Origin of the sequence: Bacillus sp. RE35 (genome assembly GCF_052146655.1) — a bacterium.
Taxonomy (GTDB): Bacteria; Bacillota; Bacilli; order Bacillales; family Bacillaceae_G; genus Bacillus_A; species Bacillus_A cereus.
On the sequence record NZ_CP197377.1, the window covers coordinates 2,733,352 to 2,754,300 of the forward strand.

The window sequence follows — 20,949 nt, forward strand, 5'->3', positions numbered from 1 at the left end:
CCCTTACATAAGCTGCAAATATTCATCAATGTCTTTAGAAATTTGAATAAAAGCTTTATTCCAAAATTCATAATTTCTTATATCTATTTCAAAATGTTTTTTCATAAGCTCCTCTACTGGAGCCTTTCCTGTTTCTCGTAAGAACTCTTTATATTTCAAATGAAAAGTACTTTTACCTTCTTGAGCTATTTCTAATAAGCTAAAACTTACTAAATATCCAAACGTGTATGGATAATTGTAAAAAGGAACATCTGCTATATAAAATTGAATATATTTCATCCATACAAACGGCTGGTATTCACTTAAAGCATTTCCATAAGCTTCTTTTTGTGCAATTATAGATAATTTCTCAATTTCATCAGCACTTAAAGGACCCTCTTTACATTTTTCATAAAATGTTTTTTCAAACTGATACGATGCTCGTATTGCCATTACATAATTAAAACTATTTCTTATTTTCCAGCTAAGTAATGACTTTTTCATATCTTTACTATCCGTTGTTTCAATTAGATAATTTAAGAGTACCGTTTCAAAGAAAATAGATGCTGATTCAGCCGTACTCATCGGCAAATAATCATCTAAAAAAGATGTAGATTGTTCAAAACTCATATTATAAAAATGCCAAGCATGTCCTAATTCATGAGCGAGCACTCTTACACTATCTATACTCCCATCATAACGCATGGAGATTCTCGATTCTTTCTCACTGAAAAATGGAGCACAAAACCCACCTGGTGGTTTATTCTCTCTCGGTTCAGCATCTATCCATCCACTTTCTATCGCATTACGTGCAAATTCTGCTAATTCTTGATCAATATTCTTACATGCATCATAAACGTTTTGTACTGCTACTGAAAAAGGAATCATGACCTCATTACTTTCCTTTACTGTCATAAGTTCATGCCATGTAATCGAAGCTTTCCCTTTCTTATACACGTTTAAAGCACTTACTAATTTATCAAGGTTTTCTTCTGTCACATTCCACATTTGGAATAATACAGTTTCTGAAATGCCATTCGCATGAAAAGATTGTGTTAAAATCTCTCTATCTTCTATTTCATTACTCTTTGCATTACGCAATCTCCCTACTTGATTTAATACAGTAGCAAAGATTTCTTTTTCCTTATGTAAAGCACATGTTAATGAATCGAATACTTCTAATCTTTCCTTTTCATTATCACTATTCATTGCAATAGTATTTGCTTGTCCAAAGGATAATAGTTTATTATTGTGCTCTATTTCTATCCTATCCCGTAATTGTATGTACATATTTTCCCACGCATTAAGTTCATCTTTTATTAACTTAGTATTATCTGAAGTTTCCACTTCATTATGTTTTATTACTTGCTGTAATTCACTTTTTAGTTCCTTCACTTTCACGGTCAATTTAGTAAGGTCAGATGGAACACTTTCTTCAACCGATAGACAGTACAAATAGTATTCTGCTTTTTCAATAGCTTGTATAAGCTTTGAAAGAATCTCTACATCTTTTGTTACAAAATATTGCTCTTTCAACTCCAAAATCGGAAATAGAATATCCTCATTCAAATACAAGCGATTTAAATCCCATCTAGCACTTTCTTGCATTTTTATAGCCACCTCCTATTTTTACAAATAGTTACAGATATTTCTCCACACACAATTATATATGAAATGGAAAAATTTTGATATCTTCAAATATTTAAATTCCTATAAATATATTCTTATTTATACTCTTTTCTTCTACCATTAAGTATCATTACACATATAAAAAATAATCCCTCTACAAGATTGCATTTGATATAGGAAAACTTCAAAGATTTTATCTTCATCAATACCATATCGACCGATTATCACAGATTAAAAAATAAAAAAGGATTGATCAAAAGATCAATCCTTTACTCTACTTCATTTAAGAAAAATAACGTTATAACGCCAGGTCCTGTATGTGCACCGATTGCTGCACCAATTGTATTTACGATAAATACTTCACAGCCAAATCTTTCCGTAATTAATGATTTTAATGCTTCCGCTGTTTCTAAATCGTCACCGTGAGTCATACCGATTGTTTGACCTTTAAGGTCTTTACCACGTTCTTCCATAATATCAACAATACGGCTTAATACTTTCTTTTTCCCTCGTACCTTTTCAAGTGGTACAAGTTTTCCTTCTTCCACGTTTAAGATCGGTTTAATGTTTAGTAAACCACCGATAAATCCTGCGACTTTACTTAAACGTCCACCTCTCACTAAGTACTGTAAGTCAGCTACAGTGAAGATATGTTCCATATGGCTCATTAGAAAATCAACACGCTTTAAAATATCTTCTTTTGGTGCGCCGTCTTTTGCCATTTTAGCAGCTTCTAAAACGACAAGACCTTGACCAAGCGAAGCACATTTCGTATCAATAATTTCTAAATCTAAGTTAGCATATGTTTCTTTTACTTCCTCTTTAATGACAACTGATGATTGATATGTACCAGACAGTTCAGATGAAAAAGCTAAATATATACAAGGATTACCTTCTTTTGCATAAGAAACAAATTTTTCTTGGAACGTTTCAAGTGAAGGCAATGACGTTCTATAAACAGCGCCTTCTCTCATTTTTTGCAATAATGTAACTGACTCTAATGTTACTCCATCTAAATACTCTGTTTCTGCTTCATCATATACACGGAGTGGAATTAAATCAATATCATATGCTTGCAGCAATTCTACTGGTAAATCCGCCGCACTATCCGTAATGATTTTAACACCCATTTTTAAACCTCTATTCTGTTATAAATATAAAATAATAAAATAAAAATAGTACTTTTAAATTATATACGTAAAACTTAAATGAAGAAAGGAAAACACTTTATATTGTATGCACTATTCTTCAAAACTTGAACTGTTAATGAAAATGATTCTATTTTAAACACCTTTTTCTTATTATTTTTCTAAAACACGAATAATTTTATAAGTATTTTGTATCATTATATTTTAATTCTTTATCTTAATATAATCTTTTCAAATTCATACTGTTTAAAATTGAAAAGCCAAATCCAATAAAGGAAATGGCTTTTACATTTTCATAAAATAACCAAACTTTATTTTCCATCAAATTGTTTGTTTACATTCATACTTTGGTGATGTTGAATATTAGTCCAGTTATGATAAATATTTATAGCCTGTACTATAATTAAAACAGTGAATATTCACCTGTAAGAATCACTAGATAAAAACAAGTTAAACATTTTATAAAATATTTAATTTTACTAGTAAAGCTAATAAAATTTGGAGAAGAATTTGAACATTTACTGCTATGTCTGTATCCGTAGTCGTAACTGTAACATTTCTAGAATTTCTAATAACAGTTTCTTGTTTATTAATTTGTTTAATAGATGATTTTTGAAACAATTCTTGTGCTACACGGTCAGCTTTTTCACTATCTGCTATAGAAATACTTATTATAACCACGATAGCTGCTTGTAATGCTGCTTGAATAGATAAAGCAGCTTTTGTATCTGTAGTAGTAACTTCTACATCTGCTGAATCTACAATTGTAATAGATTCTTCAGAAATTTGATACGTTTTACTTTCTTGCGCAGCTGCTTCTGAAACGCTAGCATTTTTAAAAGATGGATGAGGATTTGAGGAATCTAATGCACTCCACTTTTTATTTTCATCTGAATGACATGTTTTGTCCATGCGTTCACCCCCTTTCAATCTAAATAATTATTAACTTGTGATTGTATTTCAGAAACAATACTTTTAATTTGCTGCTTTTTTTCTGGTGATAAATTTTTTAATTTTTCTTCATTTATCCCATGCCTATTAAAAATATCTGAGAGTAAAAGGTCTATAATTATATTCTTTTGATCCTTATCAAACTTAAAGGAAGAAAATTTGTTTAAATCATCCATTTACAATATTCACTCCAATCAATTTTCTATAAAAATTTTAAATATCTACGAGCATTATATGTAATGAAATAAAAATTGCTTGGACAAGTAACTTAATCTTCTATTTTCACTTCTTTTTGCTAATAAAATCAAAAGCTGACTTCTAATAAGAAGACAGCTTTCCTTCACTTCACATAAATATAAGTTTCATTACTGTTAAATCATGTATTTTATCTTTATTTGTAGTTTTCCACACTTGCTTTACCATTAATCTTGAATATTAATTCAGTCATAATAAAAAGTCCAAGCTTGTACCACGTATTACAACAAAAAACATTTACTTAGAGTGAAAACTTATAGCTAAATATCAATAGGATAGACACTTTATAAAATGTTTAGTTTAACTAATAAAGCTAATAAAATTTGAAGGAGAATTTGAATATTCACTGCAATATCTGTATCAGTAGTTGTTACGGTTACGTTTCTAGAATTTTTAATAAATGTTTTTTGTCTATTAATTTGTTTAATAGCTGATTTTTGAAATAATTCTTGTGTTATTTTATCTGCCTTTTCACTATCTGCTATAGAAATACTTACTACAACTACGATAGCTGCTTGTAATGCCGCTTGGATAGATAGCGCAGCTTTTGTATCTGTAGTAGTAACTTGTACATCTGCTGAATCAACTATTTCAATATATTCCTCAGAAATTTGATCGATTTCATCTGTTTGTATAGCTGCCTCTAAAAAATTTGCATTTTTACTAAACGAATAATCATTTAATGATTCGCAATCTTCTTTTTTTGGCTCGCAATCCTCTTTTTTCGGCTCACAATCTTCTTTTTTTGGCTCACAATCTTCTTTTTTTGGCTCACAATCCTCTTTTTTTGGCTCATGAACTCGTTTTTTCGGCTCAAACTCCCGGTTTAATGGATCCCGATTTTTCTTTCGTCTACAAACTTCACATTCACACATAAAATCACCCCTTTTAGTCTTAAAAATTAGCAATATTAAAATATTGACTAACTAATAGCATTTTATGTATTTTTTTTAAATTTGTTTGGACAAGTAACTTAATCTTCTACTTCTTTTTCTAATAAAAAAAGCTGCCTTCTAATAAGAAGACAACTTTCTTTGTGACTACTCTAGAATAGATTTCATACAATATAATTGTTCCTTCCTTATAACCTGAGTTCGTCACTTTAGTTATAAAAATGTGGGTATATCCTATACCTTTTTTAGGGACCATCCATAATTTATTTCATAAAAAGTGCTTTGTTTTACTGAAAGGTGGTTGCGGAAACAACCGCCTTTTTATTCGGAACAAAATAAAACTTTTATATAAAAGACCCATACTTAAATACACTAAACTTCATATAATATATTGCATCCTTTCTTTTTAGAATAAGTAGTCGTTTACTGAAGGGCACTTTTCGAAGTGCTCTTATCTTTAATCCCCCTCTTTTTCAGGAAGAGTTTTTTTACTAAACCCTAATATGATTTGTATCACTAAGGCTAGGGATTACGACATTTCCTTAATAACTTCAATGAATACAGTAGCTACTAATTAAAATACCCCTATGTTCTTCTCTACACTTAAACCATCGTGCATTACCGAACACATGAATTAATTTTTATTTTGACTATGTAACACTAAATTCACAAGATTATTATCCTATGTTTGATGAAGCCATCATTTCAATGCCAGCAACCCCACACTTTTAACTAATAACTTAAACAAATGGGCTACCTCAAGGTTCCTTTGATATAGTATGTTATGTTCTATATAATGAAGAGAGCGCTAGTATTCCGAAGGAGGATATATATGAGTATTCAATTGGCCACATCTAACGATTTAAAATGGATTAATAGTCAATATGACTCAATAGGATTTGTACGAAGTGATTTAAAGAGAGATAAAGTTGCAATTATTACATATAACAACGAGTATGCAGGTGTTGGCCGATTAGTCCAAATAGATGAAGATACTTTAGAAATGGGCGGGATTTTTATTCTGCCTCAATTTAGAGGGCTTCAATTAGCTGGTGAGCTTGTTTCATTTTTAGTAGAAACTGCGAAAAAATCACAAATACAAAATGTATATTGTCTTCCTTTTGAGGAATTAGAAAACTTTTATAAGAAATATGGATATACTGAAGTCGATACTACGACAGAAGCAGTCCATCCAATTATTCTAAAAAAATATAATTGGTGTTTGGAGAACTACGATAAACACGTTCTACTATTTAAATTGTAAATGTAATAAAGTGAAACTTTAATCAGTGGGAGTTTTAATCAAATCTCTCACCAATCGGGCTTTGATTAAAACTCTATGTTCCGTCAATACTATAGATAATATGATTGTATTTCTCCATTCCCCCTTGGAGAGGAGCAGTTGGCTTTTGCTAGCTGCTCTTTTATTTTTTCAAAAAGTCACATAAATATCTTTAATTCCAAACATTCAAAAGATAAAATATGATATGATTGTTATGAAGATATTTACCAACTAATAAATGCGCCCTAGACTTACGTACTAGGGCGCATTTATTTTTTAGTATGTAACTCCTTCACTCATCTATTATCCACAAAATAAGTATCATATGCCTTATCAAATTCATATCCTAACTTTTCTGCTAGTTTAGCAGATGTAGTATTCGCTGCGTCCCAGTTTGGATACTTTCCATTTTCTAAGCAATCCAATATAAGAGCTGCACTTACTACAGTTGCCAAGCCCTCTCTTCTATGATTGTGATCAGTCGCAACTTCAATTTCAATCCCATCATTATAAATACTATACGAGGATGCACCGCATACAACTTCTCCGTTATATAAAATGCTATAACCTATACCACGGTTTATATAATCTTCTACCGAATGAAATTGACTTGTGAAATCTTCAGATATCTTATGTAATGTAGGGCTATTTGCGATATGCTCGTCTATTCTTCTTAACTCATATTCTTTTGGAAGTGCTGATATAAAAGATTTTAATTTTGAACGATTAAAAACTTCTGGATTTCGTTTGAATTTATAACGTAAAAACTTATCTATTTTTCTTTCATGGAATGTTTCTAAGCGTTGTTTCCACTCTTCACTATTTACGATAACTAAAATTCTTTCTGGAATATTACGTAATAACTCTTCTGTTTCTTTCGTATTTGGGTCTCCAGCGTAAAATGTAAAAATCCCTACCGTAACTTGTGCTACTTTTGGATTTTCAAGATCATTTACCCAAGCAGTACCCATATGCCCTTGTAAATAAGAAAGTAAAACAACGTTATTGAAATCCTCAAACATAGAAATTAGTTTTTTTCTTGTATGTATATTCGCTTCATATATCATTTACATTCCCGCCTTCTTTAGAATCAACTACTCTTAACATTTTCATGAGCGCTCCATAATTCGTATTCATATACATACCCACCTGTTCATCATAAAAGCAATTGACTATTAAATTAAAACTTCGAATATTTATAAAATATCAGTAAACATAAAATGATTATAACATCTACTAACTATGAAATGATCAACATATAAAATAAGTCAACAATAAATATATTTCTTACCCGTTAACAAACGGTTTGAAGGACCAACATAATTAATTATGTAACAACCCTCAACAATAGTTTGAGGGTGCATTTAAATACATGTGTTATAACTCATTTTTATAAATAAAAGATTCCGTCTCACCGTTCTTATATACTTTAGTCAATTTAACAACTGATTTGTACGTGTTAACGTCATCCTCTATCATTTTTTTCACCTCTTCTATTTCGGCATCACCAGTTCCGCCCTCTATTTTTAAACAGTTCGAAATGGAAAGGTATCCGCTTGATGCCAATATAAAAATAAAAATCGTATCAGGAAAATTAATAAATAATAATCCGTAGTTTAAAGGGTCTCCAGCTGGATGTGATAAAAGTAATCGAAAACCTACCAGTTCAGGTACTTGAACAAACTCTCTAGAAACTTTCGCCTCACCTACTATAGTAATTTGCTTTACTACATTCCCGAGATCATCTGTAAATTCAGTACATCTAGGTGGATTAATTGTTGTTGCTTGGAAAGACACATTTAATTCAGGATTGTTAAAATCGAAAAAGATTGTACTCCCCTCTGTTAAACAATGCGGGCAAACATTTCCTAGCAAGCTAAAGTCCTCTTCAATATATTTAACTTTTGTTTTGCAACTACATACTTTCCCTATTCGAATTGCATCAATCTTTGAACAATCGACAAATATAACCTCATTGTCTTCTTGTACGAATGATACGATACCTGTTTTCTTATTAAATGAAAGAAAATAAGATACAGCAATTTCGTTTCCTGCTATTATGATACTTTCAACTTTTGTATACGGTTCTAGACTCTGTAAAAACTCACATATACTATTTTGGCAACACCCACAATCACGTTTCGGTTCACACCCCACTTACACTCCATCCCTTCTCTATATAGAATGGCTACTACATATATATGAGAAGAAAATAAGAAAAGCTTGGACAATATAACGTTAACGTAGCAATATCGTTACCTACTCGTACATTTATATGGAAATCACACCATTTTTGAGTAAGGAAACATAATTTTTACTATAAATACATATAACAATTTCATCTTTCATGAAAAAAACGTTATAATAAGGTGTAGCCTCTACGATTACGTTATAAAGGAGATTAAAACAATGGCTAAAATTAAAGTATACCAAGCAAAAGAGGAAAATATGGAAGCAGTAAAAAACATCATTGATGTTGAGGAACAAAACCCAACTGCTGAAAATTTACAAAATCTATATGCGTGTGTATTAGATACTGAAGATATGGCATTGCCTGAATCATACATTGAAGAAGATATCTTAATTGATTCTATTGAAGTTATGGTTAACGCTTCTCAAAGCAAAGTAAGAGACTTAGGTGCTTACGATGTAATCGAAGTTCAAAACAAAGGTAAGAAAACACAAATTTTACTATTAGCAGACGAAGAATACGAAATTATCGAAGGCTAATCTAAATCTGTACATACGAAAAAGCTCCTTTCCAATTAGAAAGGAGCTTTTTCATTACGCTTTTGATGTTTCACTCTTTTTATTCGTTTGTTGTTTCTTAATTACCATGCGCTCATTTCCCATAAAGAAAATGAATATGAATGCTAATCCAGCTGGTACCAATGCCCACATGAATGTTTGAACAATTGAACTAGAAAGAGCGTCAATAATCTTATCTAATATTTGCGGAGGGATTTGAGATCTTGCCGATTCTGATAGAATAGCTCTTGAATCCCCTAAAGCGTTTGTATTCATTCCCCCGCTCATCCCTTTAAATGCTTCTTCTAATTGATCTTGGAAACCTGTTCTTTGGATCATTCCGAAGATTGTAATGCCTAGTGTCATTCCTAACGAACGAATGAAGTTACTCGTTGAAGTCGCAGACCCGCGCTGTTCCATACCGAAGTTGTGAATAGCTGCCATACTTAGTACAGAGAATGAGAAACCGACTCCAAATCCGATAATAATCATATAAACTGTTAATAATACACGACTTGTTTCTGGTGTTAACGTGCTTAATAAGAATAGTCCAATTAGCATAATAACCGCAGAAATAATCATAATGTTTCGGTAGCTAAGTTTAGTTGTTAAAAATCCGCCTAACTGCGCCGTTACGACTGATCCTAACATCATCGGTAAAAGTAATAATCCTGAGTTTGTTGCGGTACCACCGTATACACCTTGAATAAATAACGGAATGTACACAGTTGCTGACATAAATGCAGCACCGTAACATAAAGCAATAATTGTACTCATTCCGAATAAGCGCTGCTTAAACATCTCAAATGAAATAATTGGTTCTTCTACTTTTCGTTCAATAAAAATGAATGCGATGATTAAAATGGCGAATCCACCAAATAAGCTTAAAATAAAGCTAGAATCCCAATCATATTTTTGTCCACCTAGTTCTAAAGCAAACATTAAACAAATTACTGCACCAACTAAAGTAATTGCACCAAACCAATCAATCTTTTGCTTTCTATGAACGCGTGATTCTTTATAAAAGAATGTAATAAAAATAAGTGCTAAAATGCCAAGTGGTAAGTTAATATAAAATACCCAGTGCCAGCTAATGTAATCGGTAATATATGCGCCAAGTAATGGCCCGAAAATACTAGATAATCCAAATACCGCTCCGAATAAGCCACCCATTTTCCCGCGTTTTTCAGGTGGGAAAATATCAAAAACGATAGTAAACGCAATTGGCACTAATGCCCCGCCGCCAATACCTTGAATGGCACGATAAATACCTAACTGTGTAATATTTTCAGCAGTACCACAAAGTGCCGAACCAATCATAAAGACAATTAAACCGAAAATAAAGAATCTCTTTCTACCATACATATCTGATAGCTTACCGAAAATCGGCATGCCTGCCATTTCTGCGACCATATAGGCAGAAACGACCCATACAAAGTTTTCGAGGCCTCCTAAGTCACCAACGATTGTTCCCATCGCCGTTACGACAATGGTATTATCCATCGATGCCATTAAAATACCTAGCAATAAGCCCGCCACAACAAAGCCGAGCTTATTATTCTTCTCAACCATATCTCTTGCTCTCCCTCATACTACTTATATTTGTTTATGTTCTTTTACGACTGCATTACCTTTTTGATTAAAACTAGTATGATATTCTACAACACTAATTTCACATCCAGGACCAATTGTGACGTTGTTCCCTCTTACAACTTCAGCAATCGTATGTTCTAAATAGATATCATCTCCTTCAACAATCGAAGTTTGGAGGTTTCCAGCATGACTAGTAAAAGGAATAAATCTCGTTTTTTTACGAACAGTAATCTTTTTGCCACCAATTTCTCTTACCTTACTGCCTTCATAACGAAGTGAGATTTGAATATTTTCAGCATTAAGTAATCCAGCACTTTCAAGACCACCAGTTAATGATAAATCTTCTATTTCAATATCTCCCTTCACATTTAAAGCACCTTTTACATCTACGAAATCACCTGAAAACTTTCCTGCAATATCTATCATACCTCTAACTTTTGTTTTTTCAATATGAGCATCACCATGAATTTGTGTATTACCATATACTTTTACATATTCCGCATCTACATTTCCTTGTACTTCGTTATCTCCATACACGACATAGTTTTTCACTTTCACATTACCGCGTACATCACTCGTTCCGTACGTTTTAAACTCATTGCAACTCATATCATTCGTAATTGTTCCTTCACCGCGAATCTTCACTTTATTATAATCTCCGCCTGCTGAATTACCAGAACCATTTACTGTGAGACTATGTGGATGTTCCATATTGATTTCTCCCTTCCGTTAAACCTGCTTAATTTCTTTTACATTTGCATTTTTATCAACAGTAAGAACACCCGTATATTCAATCAGTTCAATCTCACAGTTTGCTCCTACTGTAACATTGTTTCCTCTTACCGTTCTTATGTGAGCATAATCAATATCGATATTGTCGCCTTCTAATAGTTCAGCTTCTAACTGCAAGCCAAATACTGTTTTAAATAGCCTACTAAATGTACCTGATCTATGTCTTACTTTAATCGTTTGACCACCAATTTCTTTCGCTCGACATGTACCGTGAATATTTATATTAATTTCATCTGCGCTTAATAAACCACCAATTGTAAATTGTCCTTCTGAAGAAAAAGTATCCACTTCACAATTACCGTCAATTGTAGCTTGACCATTGACTTTAAATTCTTCACCAGTGACATTTCCACCTATCGTACCTTTTCCTGCAATTTTCAAACTGTTTGCTTTTACATTTTGCGTAATTGTTGCTTTTCCATCAATTCGCATCGTTTCAGCATGAACTGTGCCATCAACTTTACCAGATCCGCTAATTCGTGCACTGCTACTTTTCAAATCGCCAGTAACTGCACCGTAACCGTTACATTCAAATTGCTCACATTCAACATTTCCATTCACAGTTCCTTTTCCGTTTAATTGCACTTTATGAAACTCGCCACCATTCGATGAACCGTAACCATTTATAATCAAATTATCTGTACGCATACTTTCTCCTCCACTACAACAATTTAGTTTTTAATGCTTCGGTATATTTCATAATCGCTTCGCGTAAAACGATTTTGGTGCCTTTTTCAAAAATTAAATCGTCCACGTTTGAAACTAATAAACATGTAGAAATACCTAACTTTCGGACAATGATTAAGTCACAAGTTTTATGTTTCATTGCTTCATAATTTTCACGTAAAACTTGCAAGACCATTTTTCCTTCTTCTAAACTAATCTCTCCTGATTGTAGTAATTCTTCTAACATGTACACATAAAGAATGTCTACAAATTGAAACTCTGCTGTTTTATTCGTTTGTTCTATGAAAAATTGTAAAACTGGTTCTGATGCAATCCCCTTGCGTAAAATCTCTTCCTTTGTTAAAAGAATTTCTCTCACACTCGGTGAAAACATGTTCGCTAATTCATCAAGTGATAAATCCTCTTTCATCGTTTGGATTTTATCGATACGCTCTAATATCTTTTCTTTCGGAAAAAATGTCTCTTGACCTGTAAACGTTGATTTTCGTACAAACCAATCTTCCGGAATTAAATTTTTTCTTTTCCACCTATATAACTGTCCGTATGAAATACCAGTTAGTTCTAATAAATCTTTTTTTGAAATTAAATCTGTACTCAACTGTATAACACTCCTTCCTGATAACAATGTAACATAACACTGTTACGCTGTAAATAGACTTTTATCACAAGTAGCGTAACAATGTGTAAAACAAACCTATTCTCACATACAAAAAGGCTCTTACACATCTTATGAAAATGTGCAAAAGCCCTTATATATCAAGATTTAAACCAAATATTATAAAAATCAATCCAACCTTGTGAATTAATCATTATATTTTGAACTTTTTCATGTGTACTTACCTCTTGTTTATTACGATATAAAGGAATAATATGAATTTGACGTAACAAAGTATCCTCGATATCGCGTAACAGTGTAACTCTTTTCTCTAATTCTTCTTGTCTAAAATAAGGAGACAACTTTTCATGAAAGTCCATGCTGCTTTGTCCATGAATAAAACTATTTTTTGTAAGAAACATATATAATAAACTATCTTCTATTCGTTCACTTATTGTGGCACTATCATGCATCATATCGGCCTTTTGTATCGTACTTACTTCCAATAGCTCTTCTATCTCAAGAAAATTATTTTCTACACGAATCCCGTACTTCGCACACTCTTTTTGTATCCATTGTGCATCTTCAACATGATCTCGTCCTGTAAATGTGTAGAGTTGTAGCACTTCACTATGATAAGTACTCCTTTTAATTAAACTTTCGATATCTTCGTCAATATCTACTATGCTTTCATTTGCTAATATTAGTTTCTTTGCCACTTCTCCACGTTCTCCGCCGAGTTCTTGAACGATTGTATAACCATGAATGATTTGATATAACGCTTTCCGAAATAACGCATCTTGCATTGGTCCTTCTTTCGTAAGATTACATGTTATATATGTCACGTTCGACTCAAGCCGAGACAATTCTTTATTATATTTTTCTTTATCTTTATACTGCGCCTTTACTAAAACATCGTATGTACTTACACCTTGTTCTACATTCCACAACTCAATACGATCTAAAAAAGGTCTTTCACGAAAATATAAAGGATGTCCTTCTAAAATGAACAGATTTTCATTACTTTTATATAATTGAAAAGGCCCTGTTCCAATTAACCCTCCTGCTTCATCTTCATTCACGATAGAACACTGTTCTGCACTTAGCATATGTAAAAACATTCGATTTTCCGTATGTAATTGAATTTCGAAAACGTAGTCATCCACTGAACGGATATTTTCAACGTGTTGTAACATCCATGCGTGTGCATTATTTTCCAGCTTCATAAATCGATTCAACGAGTATATAACATCATGTGCAGTAAGTTGTTTTCCATTATGAAAGTGAACTCCTTTTCGTAAGTAAAACGTCCATATTTTTTCAGCGTCATTATATTCCCAGTGAAATGCAAGTCTTGGCTCTATAATGTTTGTATTACCGTCTACATACACGAGTGTGTCGAATATATGTTTTACCATATGGCATTCTGAACGCATTGTAGCGTATACAGGATCTAATGTGATATCTAAATTCATTTGTACTTGCAACCGGAGTACATCTCTTCTCCCTTCAGATGTCATTTCAACCTTATGACCAAATATTGAATCCACCCAGGAGTGATATTCTCCCTTTACCGATGGAAAATGTGAGCTATAGCGTTCCACAAATATGCTTCCGCTTTTCACATCCCCTTTTTTCGTTATTTCTTTTCCTCTATCTAAAATTAAAGACATCGGGTGCTTTTGAAATATTAACTTAGAACGATTTCCTCTGCCGCGACCTGGAAACCACTTAATCCAATTTAACTCATCTAATTTTTTTATAATTAATTTACTATTACGCTCTGTACAAAATAGTGTTCTAGATATATTTTGCACTGTTACTTCCAATCGTTCTCCCTCTTTTTTCCCTTTTCCATAAGCAATCCATAGTTCAATGTATTGATCTAAAATAAACATCATACTCCCCCTAAAAGGTGAAAAATACTCCCTATTGTTTCTACCCTTTTTCCAACTCTCCTTTCATCTTATCATTTCAATATAGAAAGGAGGAATTAATATTGAATTATCTCTTACTTCGTTACAATAAACCTATTTTTATTAGACTGTGCGGTGAATTATTAACCCGAACGACTGAATCTATGTTAGCTCTCATTATGATTATTTACGTCAATAAAATGTTAAACGGCAATGTAATAATAACTATGCTGATTTTCGGACTGCAGCCACTTTCAGACATTTTATTTACACTTATTGCTGGAGGAATTACTGATAAATATGGCCGAAAAAAGATTATGTTACTCGGATTATTACTACAAGGTGTTGCAATCGGTAGTTTCGTTTTCGCTCAATCCGTTTTTATATTTGCACTGTTATATGTCATTAATGGTATTGGCCGTTCCTTATACATTCCAGCTCAGCGTGCACAAATTGCTGATTTAACAAAACAAGAGCAGCAAGCAGAGATTTTTGCTCTCCTACAAACGATGGGAGCAATCGGATCCGTAGTCGGCCCTTTAATCGGTGCAAGTTTTTATAATACTCACCCAGAATATTTATTTATCGTGCAAAGTGTAACTCTTACGATATATGCTGTTGTTGTTTGGACCCAGCTCCCAGAAACTGTTCCACCTATAAGTAAGTCGAAACAAACAGTTGAGGCAAGTTCACCAAAGCAATTTGTTTTTAAACATTACGCCATATTCGGTCTTATGGTTTCTACACTTCCTATTAGCTTTTTTTATGCACAAACTGAGACGAATTATCGTATTTTTGCAGAACATGTATTTCCTAATCTCGTATTCATACTCGCATTTATTTCAATATGCAAAGCCATTTTGGAAATCATTCTACAAATCTTCCTCGTAAAATGGTCTGAACGATTTTCTATGGCGAAAATCATCCTTATTTCTTACGCCTGCTATACAATAGCTGCAGTTGGCTTTAGTTATTCAACGACGATATTGTCGTTATTCTTCACCTTACTCTTTTTAGTCATTGGAGAAAGTATTGCTCTAAACCATTTATTACGATTCGTTTCAGAAATTGCACCTCATGATAAACGTGGTTTATATTTTTCAATTTACGGTATACACTGGGATATATCTCGAACGTGTGGACCAGTTATTGGCGCAGTTATATTAAGTAAGTTAAATGGAAGTATGCTGTTTTATATTTGTGCTAGCTTCTTATTAGTTGGAGGTATTGTTCAAGCGCTATTTGTTCAAAGTTTGGAACGTAAAAAAATCGTGAACCATCCTACACATAATTTATAGGTTACTACTTTTTCAGTAGATCAACATTTCTTATTGGATAAATGCTAAAAAATAAAAGTGAAGTATTTCGCATATGAAAGTATGTTTTATATGACAGGAGACGTTCCTTGTTTACAACTAAAAACACCTCACTTCAAGAAAGTGAGGTGTTTTTGAAATCACTTAATTTCTTATCCTGCCATTTTATTAATACTATCCTCTGGCGAAAATACGGAAATATGATTGACCTTACCAGTCGATTTTGGAATGACAAATTTCAATTCATACTGGTTATTTACTTTGTATACATATATTTTATCTTCACCATTCTCTTTAACTGAAGATGGTTTTCCTAATGCTTTTTCAATTTCTTGTAATGTAATCAATTTTAGTTCTGCATGATATGAGCGTACATCAAAAACTTGTGACCCTTTATTAAATCCGAAAACAACATTTTTATTTGTAAAAGTTGCGTACATTCCATTCCCTGCATATTCGGTTTTATTTGCTTTCCCCCACGCTTTTTCAATTTCTTCAATATCCCCTGTATGGGCTCCAAATGGCACATTAGGTACCTTTCCTTCTTTTGCTAGTTCAAACAAATCTTTAACGTGGTTAATTGATTTTTGATTAAGTGTTCTATCTTTCGAATCTTGCTCAGCTGATGGTTTTGTTGTTTTTTCATTACTTGGTTTTGCTTCAAGATTTTTCTTTTCTTCTGAAGAATTGCTTTGTTCATTTTTATGATTTTCCGAGGCTGGATTTGCTTCCTTTTTTTCGTCTGTCCCTTTACATGCTGCTAATGCAAATGTGCATGTAAAAGCAAGAAATAACATAACTATTTTCAAATATACCTTCATCATTTTTACCCCCTATTGTATTTTATTCATTTCGATAATCAACCGGATGCGAAGTATAGTATGAATTAAGGACTTCTAATTCTAAATCGTCACTTTCCCATAATTTTAAAAAACTTGGAATTATATTGTTAATCATCGTATTCATCTCCTTCTTTAAACCTTCTCTTCTCAATGATAATATCCTCTATCTATACTGTCACAACAGCTCCTTGAAACAAAAAAACCAGTAGGAAGTGATTACTCTTTTCCTACTGGTTGAAATGAAATTAAACGGTAAATCTTAGCTTCTTAAAAAATGTAGCGATAGTGTTTTTTACTGTTTCAAAATTATAAGCAAACGTGTTATCTCCACTTAATGATGAAATACATGTTAAACCTGCAGCTTTAATAAAAGCTTTTACATCTACAAGCATACAATTAGCCTCCAAGAATTTAATTACAATCATTATAACAGGTGTTTTACGACGCTAACATGAAAGTAATAAATAAATTTCTATTATTAATTTATCTCGCTATTTGCCGGGCAGTAAGATCCCCACCTCAAAATTCAGCGGAAACAAAGAAGTTAGGTGGGGGCCCTGCTACCCGTAAAAGCTAAATTGGTGAGGGCTGATAATCAGTGGGAATGAACAAAACCCCCACTGATTAAAATTTCACCTTATTTAGCTTACAGTACACCATTTCAATGTCATATAAAAAAGCTGCCCAAAAAGAGCAGCTTCAAATATGTATATTACACTTCGATTGATTTACCATCTTCAACAATATGATAAAGTAAATGCGCTAAATGATGAATTGGACCGTATTCTTCCTCTTCCTCATCTGTTTCGCCTTGGAATTCAAGATCGTTTAAGTATAGTGCTAAAAATTGATAGTATAGTTTTAAATCAAATCCGTAGCATGCAGTTGGTTCTTCATGATCCCCTTCATATTGTAACATTAAGTATTGATCATTTCCTTCTGCATCTTCTGCATCAAAGAATACGAAGAAGCCAACGTTTGTATCTAAATCAAATAAATGACGAGTACCTTTTTCAGTTGCTTTATTGAAGTCCTCTTCACTTAATTTATGTACTGTTGCCGCTTTTGCATTATCTTCTTGATGGAAATTTACTGTAAATGATTTCAATGCTGACACCTCCTGATTGTATAATACTAGCATAACATATAAAAAGGACTGCTTACAAATGTAAACAGTCCTTACATTCATTTTCGCATTGCTCGTAATAAGAAGCTTACGATGAAAATTAAAATAATCGCACCGATTAAAGCTGGAATAATTGCATATCCGCCAATGACTGGACCAAAACTACCAAGTAATTTCGAACCAACCCAAGAACCGATAATACCAGCAATAATATTACCAATTACACCACCAGGTACGTCCTTTCCAGTAATTAAGCTCGCAAGCCATCCTAATATACCACCGACGATTAAAGACCAAATCATATAATAACCTCCTTTACATTTCACCAATCAAAATATAATTAGAAACAATTGCTTACCATTAGTTATGTGACATTTTTCATAAGTTATTCATGTTGTTCAACTTTAAGATTTTTGAGAATAATACACACAGATTAAACCTTTTTTTGAACTAACGATTTATCCGACTTGTTATTACACACATTAAGAACAATCTGGCTTCAATATTGTTCGCATAAACTCTTCTTTAAAAGCTGCATAGTTAAAACCAACAGCAATTCTTTGAATCGGCCGATCATCAAACCTTGTTGGCTCAGCTACTTTTCTAAAGTCTGCTACACTTTGGCCCCTAGTCACATCATTTGTCGTACTAATCCACACTGCCGATTTTTTATATTCGAAAATACTGTCATTTATAAACGAGATAAACGGTAGTAAATCGTGTATAGGACTTCCACCAATACCCGGATATTCTTTTTTATAGAAATTCTCATAATAAAAATCAATCATTGGTTTAATGAGTTTCGCCTGTCCAGTTCCTTGTTTATCTATTATATTGGCCATTTCAGGCGTAATAAGCGCGCCCTGTGTTACATTTAACGGGTATATGCTAGCGTTTTTCGCATATTTCATAACAATATTTGCTGCAATTGGATCACCATAAAAATTCGCTTCAGATACTGGTGTAACATTACCTGGAAATAGGAAAGCGCCGCCCATTATATAATACGAACAAATACGATCCATTATATTTGGATACAATAAAAATAACGTAGCAAGTGTCGTTAGTCTCCCTGTCGCCACAATTATAATATCTTCTGGACAAGGTTCGATTAATTTGATTAATTCACAAAAATTTTCTCGTTTACAAATTCTCATCTCAGGTGGAATAATAGGACCTAAACCGTGATCCCCGTGGATTTCAGGGAAAAACAAAGGCTCTTCAGCTGTCATCGGTCTACTCGCACCTTCAATAATTTTCACTTGTGTAGCATAGTACCTTTCTAAAAAATAAACATTTTCCGTAACGATATCTCGTGATACATTCCCGTACTCAGCAACAATACCTAGAATATCTAATTTACATGTTTTATTTGCATAAATTAACGCTACGGCGTCATCAATACCAAAATCTCCAAAAAAGATAATTTTCTTATTAACTATTCTCACCCCTCTTAAGCATAATCTACTATTATTATTATGTGAAAAAGACAAGGCGGTGAAACAGCGCAAACTAAAAAAGTCGCCTATTTATTGGCGACTTCAATCTTTTTATAAGACAAATATGCAAGTACATTTTTACTTGAATCATATTTCGGGTTATTTCCTTTTCTCGGCTCTCTCATATGTGTCTTTTCAAATCCAGGAATGTCTGGCATTTTCCCCATAAATTCAAGCATTTCTTCCTCAGAACCTTCAATGCGTACACGAATCATTATAACTATTCCTCAATTCTCAGTTTCTCTGTACTAAGTATATCGTACTTCAGAAAGACTGCAACACATTTATCTTTTTAACGTTGTACTTTTTTTACATATAAACATAGCCATTTCAGTATAGAACGATTCTACTTTATTATTTTTTAATTGAATATTAAAATATCCCTTCATTTCGTTTGGTGCTTTCATCATACATTCTGTTAATTTTTCACGCTTTTGTAAAGGGACATCCATCATATTACACCACCAGTCAAAATCAAACTTCTTATCAAAAGTAAGACATGACTGCATTTGCAAACCGTTTTTTTCTAATAAAGTAAGCCATTCTGTCTTTTTTAGAGCTCGTTCATGACTTGGGTCTCGCTTTTTTTCTATAAAATTATAAAATGTATCATATTCATTATTTTCTGGCGAAACATTATCTGTTAAGATGAATAATCCATTATCCTTCAATGTACGATTTACTTCATAAATAAATTGAGCCGGATTCGTAAAATGATGGGCTGCAATCCGGCATGTGATTGTATCAAAAAAATGGTCTGCAAATGGTAAATCCTCTGCGTTTCCTGCTACAAAAGATACATTTTCATGCCCATTCTGCTTTATAAAAACTTTTGCTTTTTCTAACATCTGTTCTGTTAAATCAAGTGCAACTACTTCTTCAAACATGGGTGCTAACATATTTGCCACATGTCCGCCACCAGTAGCAACATCAAGAAGACGATTATTATGACGAGACTCAACTTGTTGAACTACATATTGTAAATCCAGTCCTTTAGCATGTATTTTACTATTTACATATTTATCTGCATTACTGCCAAACTGTTTTTTCACAAGCTCTTCTTTACTCATATTATCATCTTCTTTCTATTGTTATTTACATATACGACTCATATAATTATTACAATTCTCTTCATGTATTTTCAAATCCTCTTTTCATCTCACTTCTCATCACGTTCTCTTATAATCAAAATAATATGATTATACGTTATTTCATTAAACAAAAAAAAGGCTACGGGAACTTGCCCCCTAACCTGACTAAATATTTACTACATTTTTATTTCTTCATATATATCTATATAATATAAATCCTCTTTCAACTTCATAATAACATCTACTTCGTTATAAGTAGCCTCACGAGCATGTAAACCAAATTGATCCATACCAATCCATATCCACCCAGGTGTAAGATATAAAACATCTATATTAAAATAATCTAACTTAGTAAGCTCCGATGTAATAAATTTATCTTTATTAGCGATTTGTTTATCTATTAAACCATATTCTTTTCCATTTTCAAATAGCGATATAAATTTCCCTACAATCGGATGTTCACGAACAATAAAATGATATTCTTTTTCCTCTATATTTACCACAATCAAACGAGAAACAGATAAATCAGGCCCTGAATTCGACATATTTGTTTATTCACCTCCTTATATAGGCTCCTTAAATATGATAACAAATGAATATTCAAATT

Annotated in this window: 24 protein-coding genes; 3 read left to right on the forward strand and 21 right to left on the reverse strand. The window is 32.6% G+C overall.

Annotated elements, in window-relative coordinates:
- Positions 1–3: 3 nt before the first annotated feature.
- The 5 genes from ACTL4X_RS14175 to ACTL4X_RS14195 all read right to left on the reverse strand — a co-directional run bounded on the left by ACTL4X_RS14175 (position 4) and on the right by ACTL4X_RS14195 (position 4,837).
- Positions 4–1,587, reverse strand: coding sequence for a M3 family metallopeptidase (locus ACTL4X_RS14175; protein WP_001158167.1), 1,584 nt, complete (start codon positions 1,585–1,587; stop codon positions 4–6).
- Positions 1,588–1,877: 290 nt separating this feature from the next.
- Positions 1,878–2,738, reverse strand: coding sequence for a DegV family protein (locus ACTL4X_RS14180; RefSeq protein ID WP_000538276.1), 861 nt, complete (start codon positions 2,736–2,738; stop codon positions 1,878–1,880).
- A gap of 477 nt (positions 2,739–3,215) precedes the next feature.
- Positions 3,216–3,668 (reverse strand): spore coat protein, encoded by a 453-nt coding sequence (locus ACTL4X_RS14185; RefSeq protein WP_000361676.1) that lies wholly within the window; start codon positions 3,666–3,668, stop codon positions 3,216–3,218.
- Positions 3,669–3,682: 14 nt separating this feature from the next.
- Complete coding sequence (locus ACTL4X_RS14190) at positions 3,683–3,883, reverse strand: spore coat protein W (RefSeq protein WP_000342253.1); 201 nt, start codon at positions 3,881–3,883, stop codon at positions 3,683–3,685.
- Between the two features lie 363 nt (positions 3,884–4,246).
- A complete protein-coding gene (locus ACTL4X_RS14195) occupies positions 4,247–4,837 on the reverse strand; it encodes a spore coat protein (RefSeq protein ID WP_000333024.1) in 591 nt (196 codons plus the stop codon).
- An 850-nt stretch (positions 4,838–5,687) separates the two neighbouring features.
- Here ACTL4X_RS14195 and ACTL4X_RS14200 point away from each other — a divergent pair.
- Positions 5,688–6,119: a GNAT family N-acetyltransferase gene (locus ACTL4X_RS14200; protein ID WP_000027166.1), complete on the forward strand. Its 432-nt coding sequence runs from the start codon at positions 5,688–5,690 to the stop codon at positions 6,117–6,119.
- Positions 6,120–6,433: 314 nt separating this feature from the next.
- Here ACTL4X_RS14200 and ACTL4X_RS14205 read toward each other — a convergent pair whose 3' ends face one another.
- Positions 6,434–7,204 carry a GNAT family N-acetyltransferase gene (locus tag ACTL4X_RS14205; protein WP_000638723.1) on the reverse strand — a complete coding sequence of 257 codons (771 nt, stop codon included), beginning with the start codon at positions 7,202–7,204 and terminating at the stop codon, positions 6,434–6,436.
- A 310-nt stretch (positions 7,205–7,514) separates the two neighbouring features.
- Positions 7,515–8,294 carry a BC_2878 family exosporium-associated protein gene (locus tag ACTL4X_RS14210; RefSeq protein ID WP_000501709.1) on the reverse strand — a complete coding sequence of 260 codons (780 nt, stop codon included), beginning with the start codon at positions 8,292–8,294 and terminating at the stop codon, positions 7,515–7,517.
- Positions 8,295–8,546: 252 nt separating this feature from the next.
- Between ACTL4X_RS14210 and ACTL4X_RS14215 the strand changes: the two genes are divergently transcribed.
- Positions 8,547–8,867: a hypothetical protein gene (locus ACTL4X_RS14215; protein ID WP_001062733.1), complete on the forward strand. Its 321-nt coding sequence runs from the start codon at positions 8,547–8,549 to the stop codon at positions 8,865–8,867.
- A 54-nt stretch (positions 8,868–8,921) separates the two neighbouring features.
- Here ACTL4X_RS14215 and ACTL4X_RS14220 read toward each other — a convergent pair whose 3' ends face one another.
- From ACTL4X_RS14220 to ACTL4X_RS14240, 5 genes are all read right to left on the reverse strand, one after another.
- Complete coding sequence (locus ACTL4X_RS14220) at positions 8,922–10,457, reverse strand: MDR family MFS transporter (protein ID WP_078385869.1); 1,536 nt, start codon at positions 10,455–10,457, stop codon at positions 8,922–8,924.
- 24 nt (positions 10,458–10,481) lie between these two features.
- Positions 10,482–11,189: a hypothetical protein gene (locus ACTL4X_RS14225; RefSeq protein ID WP_017673238.1), complete on the reverse strand. Its 708-nt coding sequence runs from the start codon at positions 11,187–11,189 to the stop codon at positions 10,482–10,484.
- Between the two features lie 18 nt (positions 11,190–11,207).
- Positions 11,208–11,918 carry a bactofilin family protein gene (locus tag ACTL4X_RS14230; protein WP_001258384.1) on the reverse strand — a complete coding sequence of 237 codons (711 nt, stop codon included), beginning with the start codon at positions 11,916–11,918 and terminating at the stop codon, positions 11,208–11,210.
- 13 nt (positions 11,919–11,931) lie between these two features.
- Entirely contained in the window at positions 11,932–12,555 is a 624-nt protein-coding gene (locus ACTL4X_RS14235; RefSeq protein WP_000102257.1) for a YhbD family protein, read from the reverse strand.
- Positions 12,556–12,713: 158 nt separating this feature from the next.
- Positions 12,714–14,450: an SgrR family transcriptional regulator gene (locus tag ACTL4X_RS14240; RefSeq protein ID WP_000470211.1), complete on the reverse strand. Its 1,737-nt coding sequence runs from the start codon at positions 14,448–14,450 to the stop codon at positions 12,714–12,716.
- Positions 14,451–14,551: 101 nt separating this feature from the next.
- Between ACTL4X_RS14240 and ACTL4X_RS14245 the strand changes: the two genes are divergently transcribed.
- On the forward strand, positions 14,552–15,766 hold the full coding sequence (locus ACTL4X_RS14245) for an MDR family MFS transporter (protein ID WP_048538294.1): 1,215 nt from the start codon (positions 14,552–14,554) through the stop codon (positions 15,764–15,766).
- A gap of 170 nt (positions 15,767–15,936) precedes the next feature.
- Here the strand turns inward: ACTL4X_RS14245 and ACTL4X_RS14250 are convergent, their stop codons facing one another.
- The 9 genes from ACTL4X_RS14250 to ACTL4X_RS14290 form a co-directional block, all read right to left on the reverse strand.
- Positions 15,937–16,608, reverse strand: coding sequence for a YjgB family protein (locus ACTL4X_RS14250; RefSeq protein WP_002164521.1), 672 nt, complete (start codon positions 16,606–16,608; stop codon positions 15,937–15,939).
- A gap of 19 nt (positions 16,609–16,627) precedes the next feature.
- Positions 16,628–16,750 (reverse strand): hypothetical protein, encoded by a 123-nt coding sequence (locus tag ACTL4X_RS14255; RefSeq protein ID WP_441395073.1) that lies wholly within the window; start codon positions 16,748–16,750, stop codon positions 16,628–16,630.
- A 121-nt stretch (positions 16,751–16,871) separates the two neighbouring features.
- Complete coding sequence (locus ACTL4X_RS14260) at positions 16,872–17,018, reverse strand: hypothetical protein (protein ID WP_000959548.1); 147 nt, start codon at positions 17,016–17,018, stop codon at positions 16,872–16,874.
- Positions 17,019–17,338: 320 nt separating this feature from the next.
- Positions 17,339–17,734, reverse strand: a complete 396-nt coding sequence (locus ACTL4X_RS14265; protein WP_060852030.1) for a hypothetical protein — start codon at positions 17,732–17,734, stop codon at positions 17,339–17,341.
- Positions 17,735–17,811: 77 nt separating this feature from the next.
- Positions 17,812–18,054, reverse strand: a complete 243-nt coding sequence (locus ACTL4X_RS14270; RefSeq protein WP_000638306.1) for a GlsB/YeaQ/YmgE family stress response membrane protein — start codon at positions 18,052–18,054, stop codon at positions 17,812–17,814.
- Between the two features lie 180 nt (positions 18,055–18,234).
- The gene (locus ACTL4X_RS14275; protein WP_001223684.1) at positions 18,235–19,200 is read right to left on the reverse strand and encodes a nucleoside hydrolase; all 966 of its coding nucleotides are present in this window, start codon (positions 19,198–19,200) and stop codon (positions 18,235–18,237) included.
- A gap of 77 nt (positions 19,201–19,277) precedes the next feature.
- Positions 19,278–19,466 carry a DUF3970 family protein gene (locus tag ACTL4X_RS14280; RefSeq protein ID WP_000621873.1) on the reverse strand — a complete coding sequence of 63 codons (189 nt, stop codon included), beginning with the start codon at positions 19,464–19,466 and terminating at the stop codon, positions 19,278–19,280.
- A 69-nt stretch (positions 19,467–19,535) separates the two neighbouring features.
- On the reverse strand, positions 19,536–20,321 hold the full coding sequence (locus ACTL4X_RS14285) for a class I SAM-dependent methyltransferase (protein ID WP_078385871.1): 786 nt from the start codon (positions 20,319–20,321) through the stop codon (positions 19,536–19,538).
- Between the two features lie 197 nt (positions 20,322–20,518).
- The gene (locus tag ACTL4X_RS14290) at positions 20,519–20,887 is read right to left on the reverse strand and encodes a hypothetical protein (RefSeq protein ID WP_000071478.1); all 369 of its coding nucleotides are present in this window, start codon (positions 20,885–20,887) and stop codon (positions 20,519–20,521) included.
- Positions 20,888–20,949 lie beyond the last annotated feature (62 nt).

Bases quoted from the DNA above. Each gene is read 5' to 3' on its own strand.
- ACTL4X_RS14175 (WP_001158167.1), bottom strand. From the start codon at position 1,587: ATGCAAGAAAGTGCTAGATGGGATTTAAATCGCTTGTATTTGAATGAG.
- ACTL4X_RS14180 (WP_000538276.1), bottom strand. From the start codon at position 2,738: ATGGGTGTTAAAATCATTACGGATAGTGCGGCGGATTTACCAGTAGAA.
- ACTL4X_RS14185 (WP_000361676.1), bottom strand. From the start codon at position 3,668: ATGGACAAAACATGTCATTCAGATGAAAATAAAAAGTGGAGTGCATTA.
- ACTL4X_RS14190 (WP_000342253.1), bottom strand. From the start codon at position 3,883: ATGGATGATTTAAACAAATTTTCTTCCTTTAAGTTTGATAAGGATCAA.
- ACTL4X_RS14195 (WP_000333024.1), bottom strand. From the start codon at position 4,837: ATGTGTGAATGTGAAGTTTGTAGACGAAAGAAAAATCGGGATCCATTA.
- ACTL4X_RS14200 (WP_000027166.1), top strand. From the start codon at position 5,688: ATGAGTATTCAATTGGCCACATCTAACGATTTAAAATGGATTAATAGT.
- ACTL4X_RS14205 (WP_000638723.1), bottom strand. From the start codon at position 7,204: ATGATATATGAAGCGAATATACATACAAGAAAAAAACTAATTTCTATG.
- ACTL4X_RS14215 (WP_001062733.1), top strand. From the start codon at position 8,547: ATGGCTAAAATTAAAGTATACCAAGCAAAAGAGGAAAATATGGAAGCA.
- ACTL4X_RS14220 (WP_078385869.1), bottom strand. From the start codon at position 10,457: ATGGTTGAGAAGAATAATAAGCTCGGCTTTGTTGTGGCGGGCTTATTG.
- ACTL4X_RS14225 (WP_017673238.1), bottom strand. From the start codon at position 11,189: ATGGAACATCCACATAGTCTCACAGTAAATGGTTCTGGTAATTCAGCA.
- ACTL4X_RS14230 (WP_001258384.1), bottom strand. From the start codon at position 11,918: ATGCGTACAGATAATTTGATTATAAATGGTTACGGTTCATCGAATGGT.
- ACTL4X_RS14240 (WP_000470211.1), bottom strand. From the start codon at position 14,450: ATGTTTATTTTAGATCAATACATTGAACTATGGATTGCTTATGGAAAA.
- ACTL4X_RS14250 (WP_002164521.1), bottom strand. From the start codon at position 16,608: ATGATGAAGGTATATTTGAAAATAGTTATGTTATTTCTTGCTTTTACA.
- ACTL4X_RS14255 (WP_441395073.1), bottom strand. From the start codon at position 16,750: ATGAATACGATGATTAACAATATAATTCCAAGTTTTTTAAAATTATGG.
- ACTL4X_RS14260 (WP_000959548.1), bottom strand. From the start codon at position 17,018: ATGCTTGTAGATGTAAAAGCTTTTATTAAAGCTGCAGGTTTAACATGT.
- ACTL4X_RS14270 (WP_000638306.1), bottom strand. From the start codon at position 18,054: ATGATTTGGTCTTTAATCGTCGGTGGTATATTAGGATGGCTTGCGAGC.
- ACTL4X_RS14280 (WP_000621873.1), bottom strand. From the start codon at position 19,466: ATGATTCGTGTACGCATTGAAGGTTCTGAGGAAGAAATGCTTGAATTT.
- ACTL4X_RS14285 (WP_078385871.1), bottom strand. From the start codon at position 20,321: ATGAGTAAAGAAGAGCTTGTGAAAAAACAGTTTGGCAGTAATGCAGAT.
- ACTL4X_RS14290 (WP_000071478.1), bottom strand. From the start codon at position 20,887: ATGTCGAATTCAGGGCCTGATTTATCTGTTTCTCGTTTGATTGTGGTA.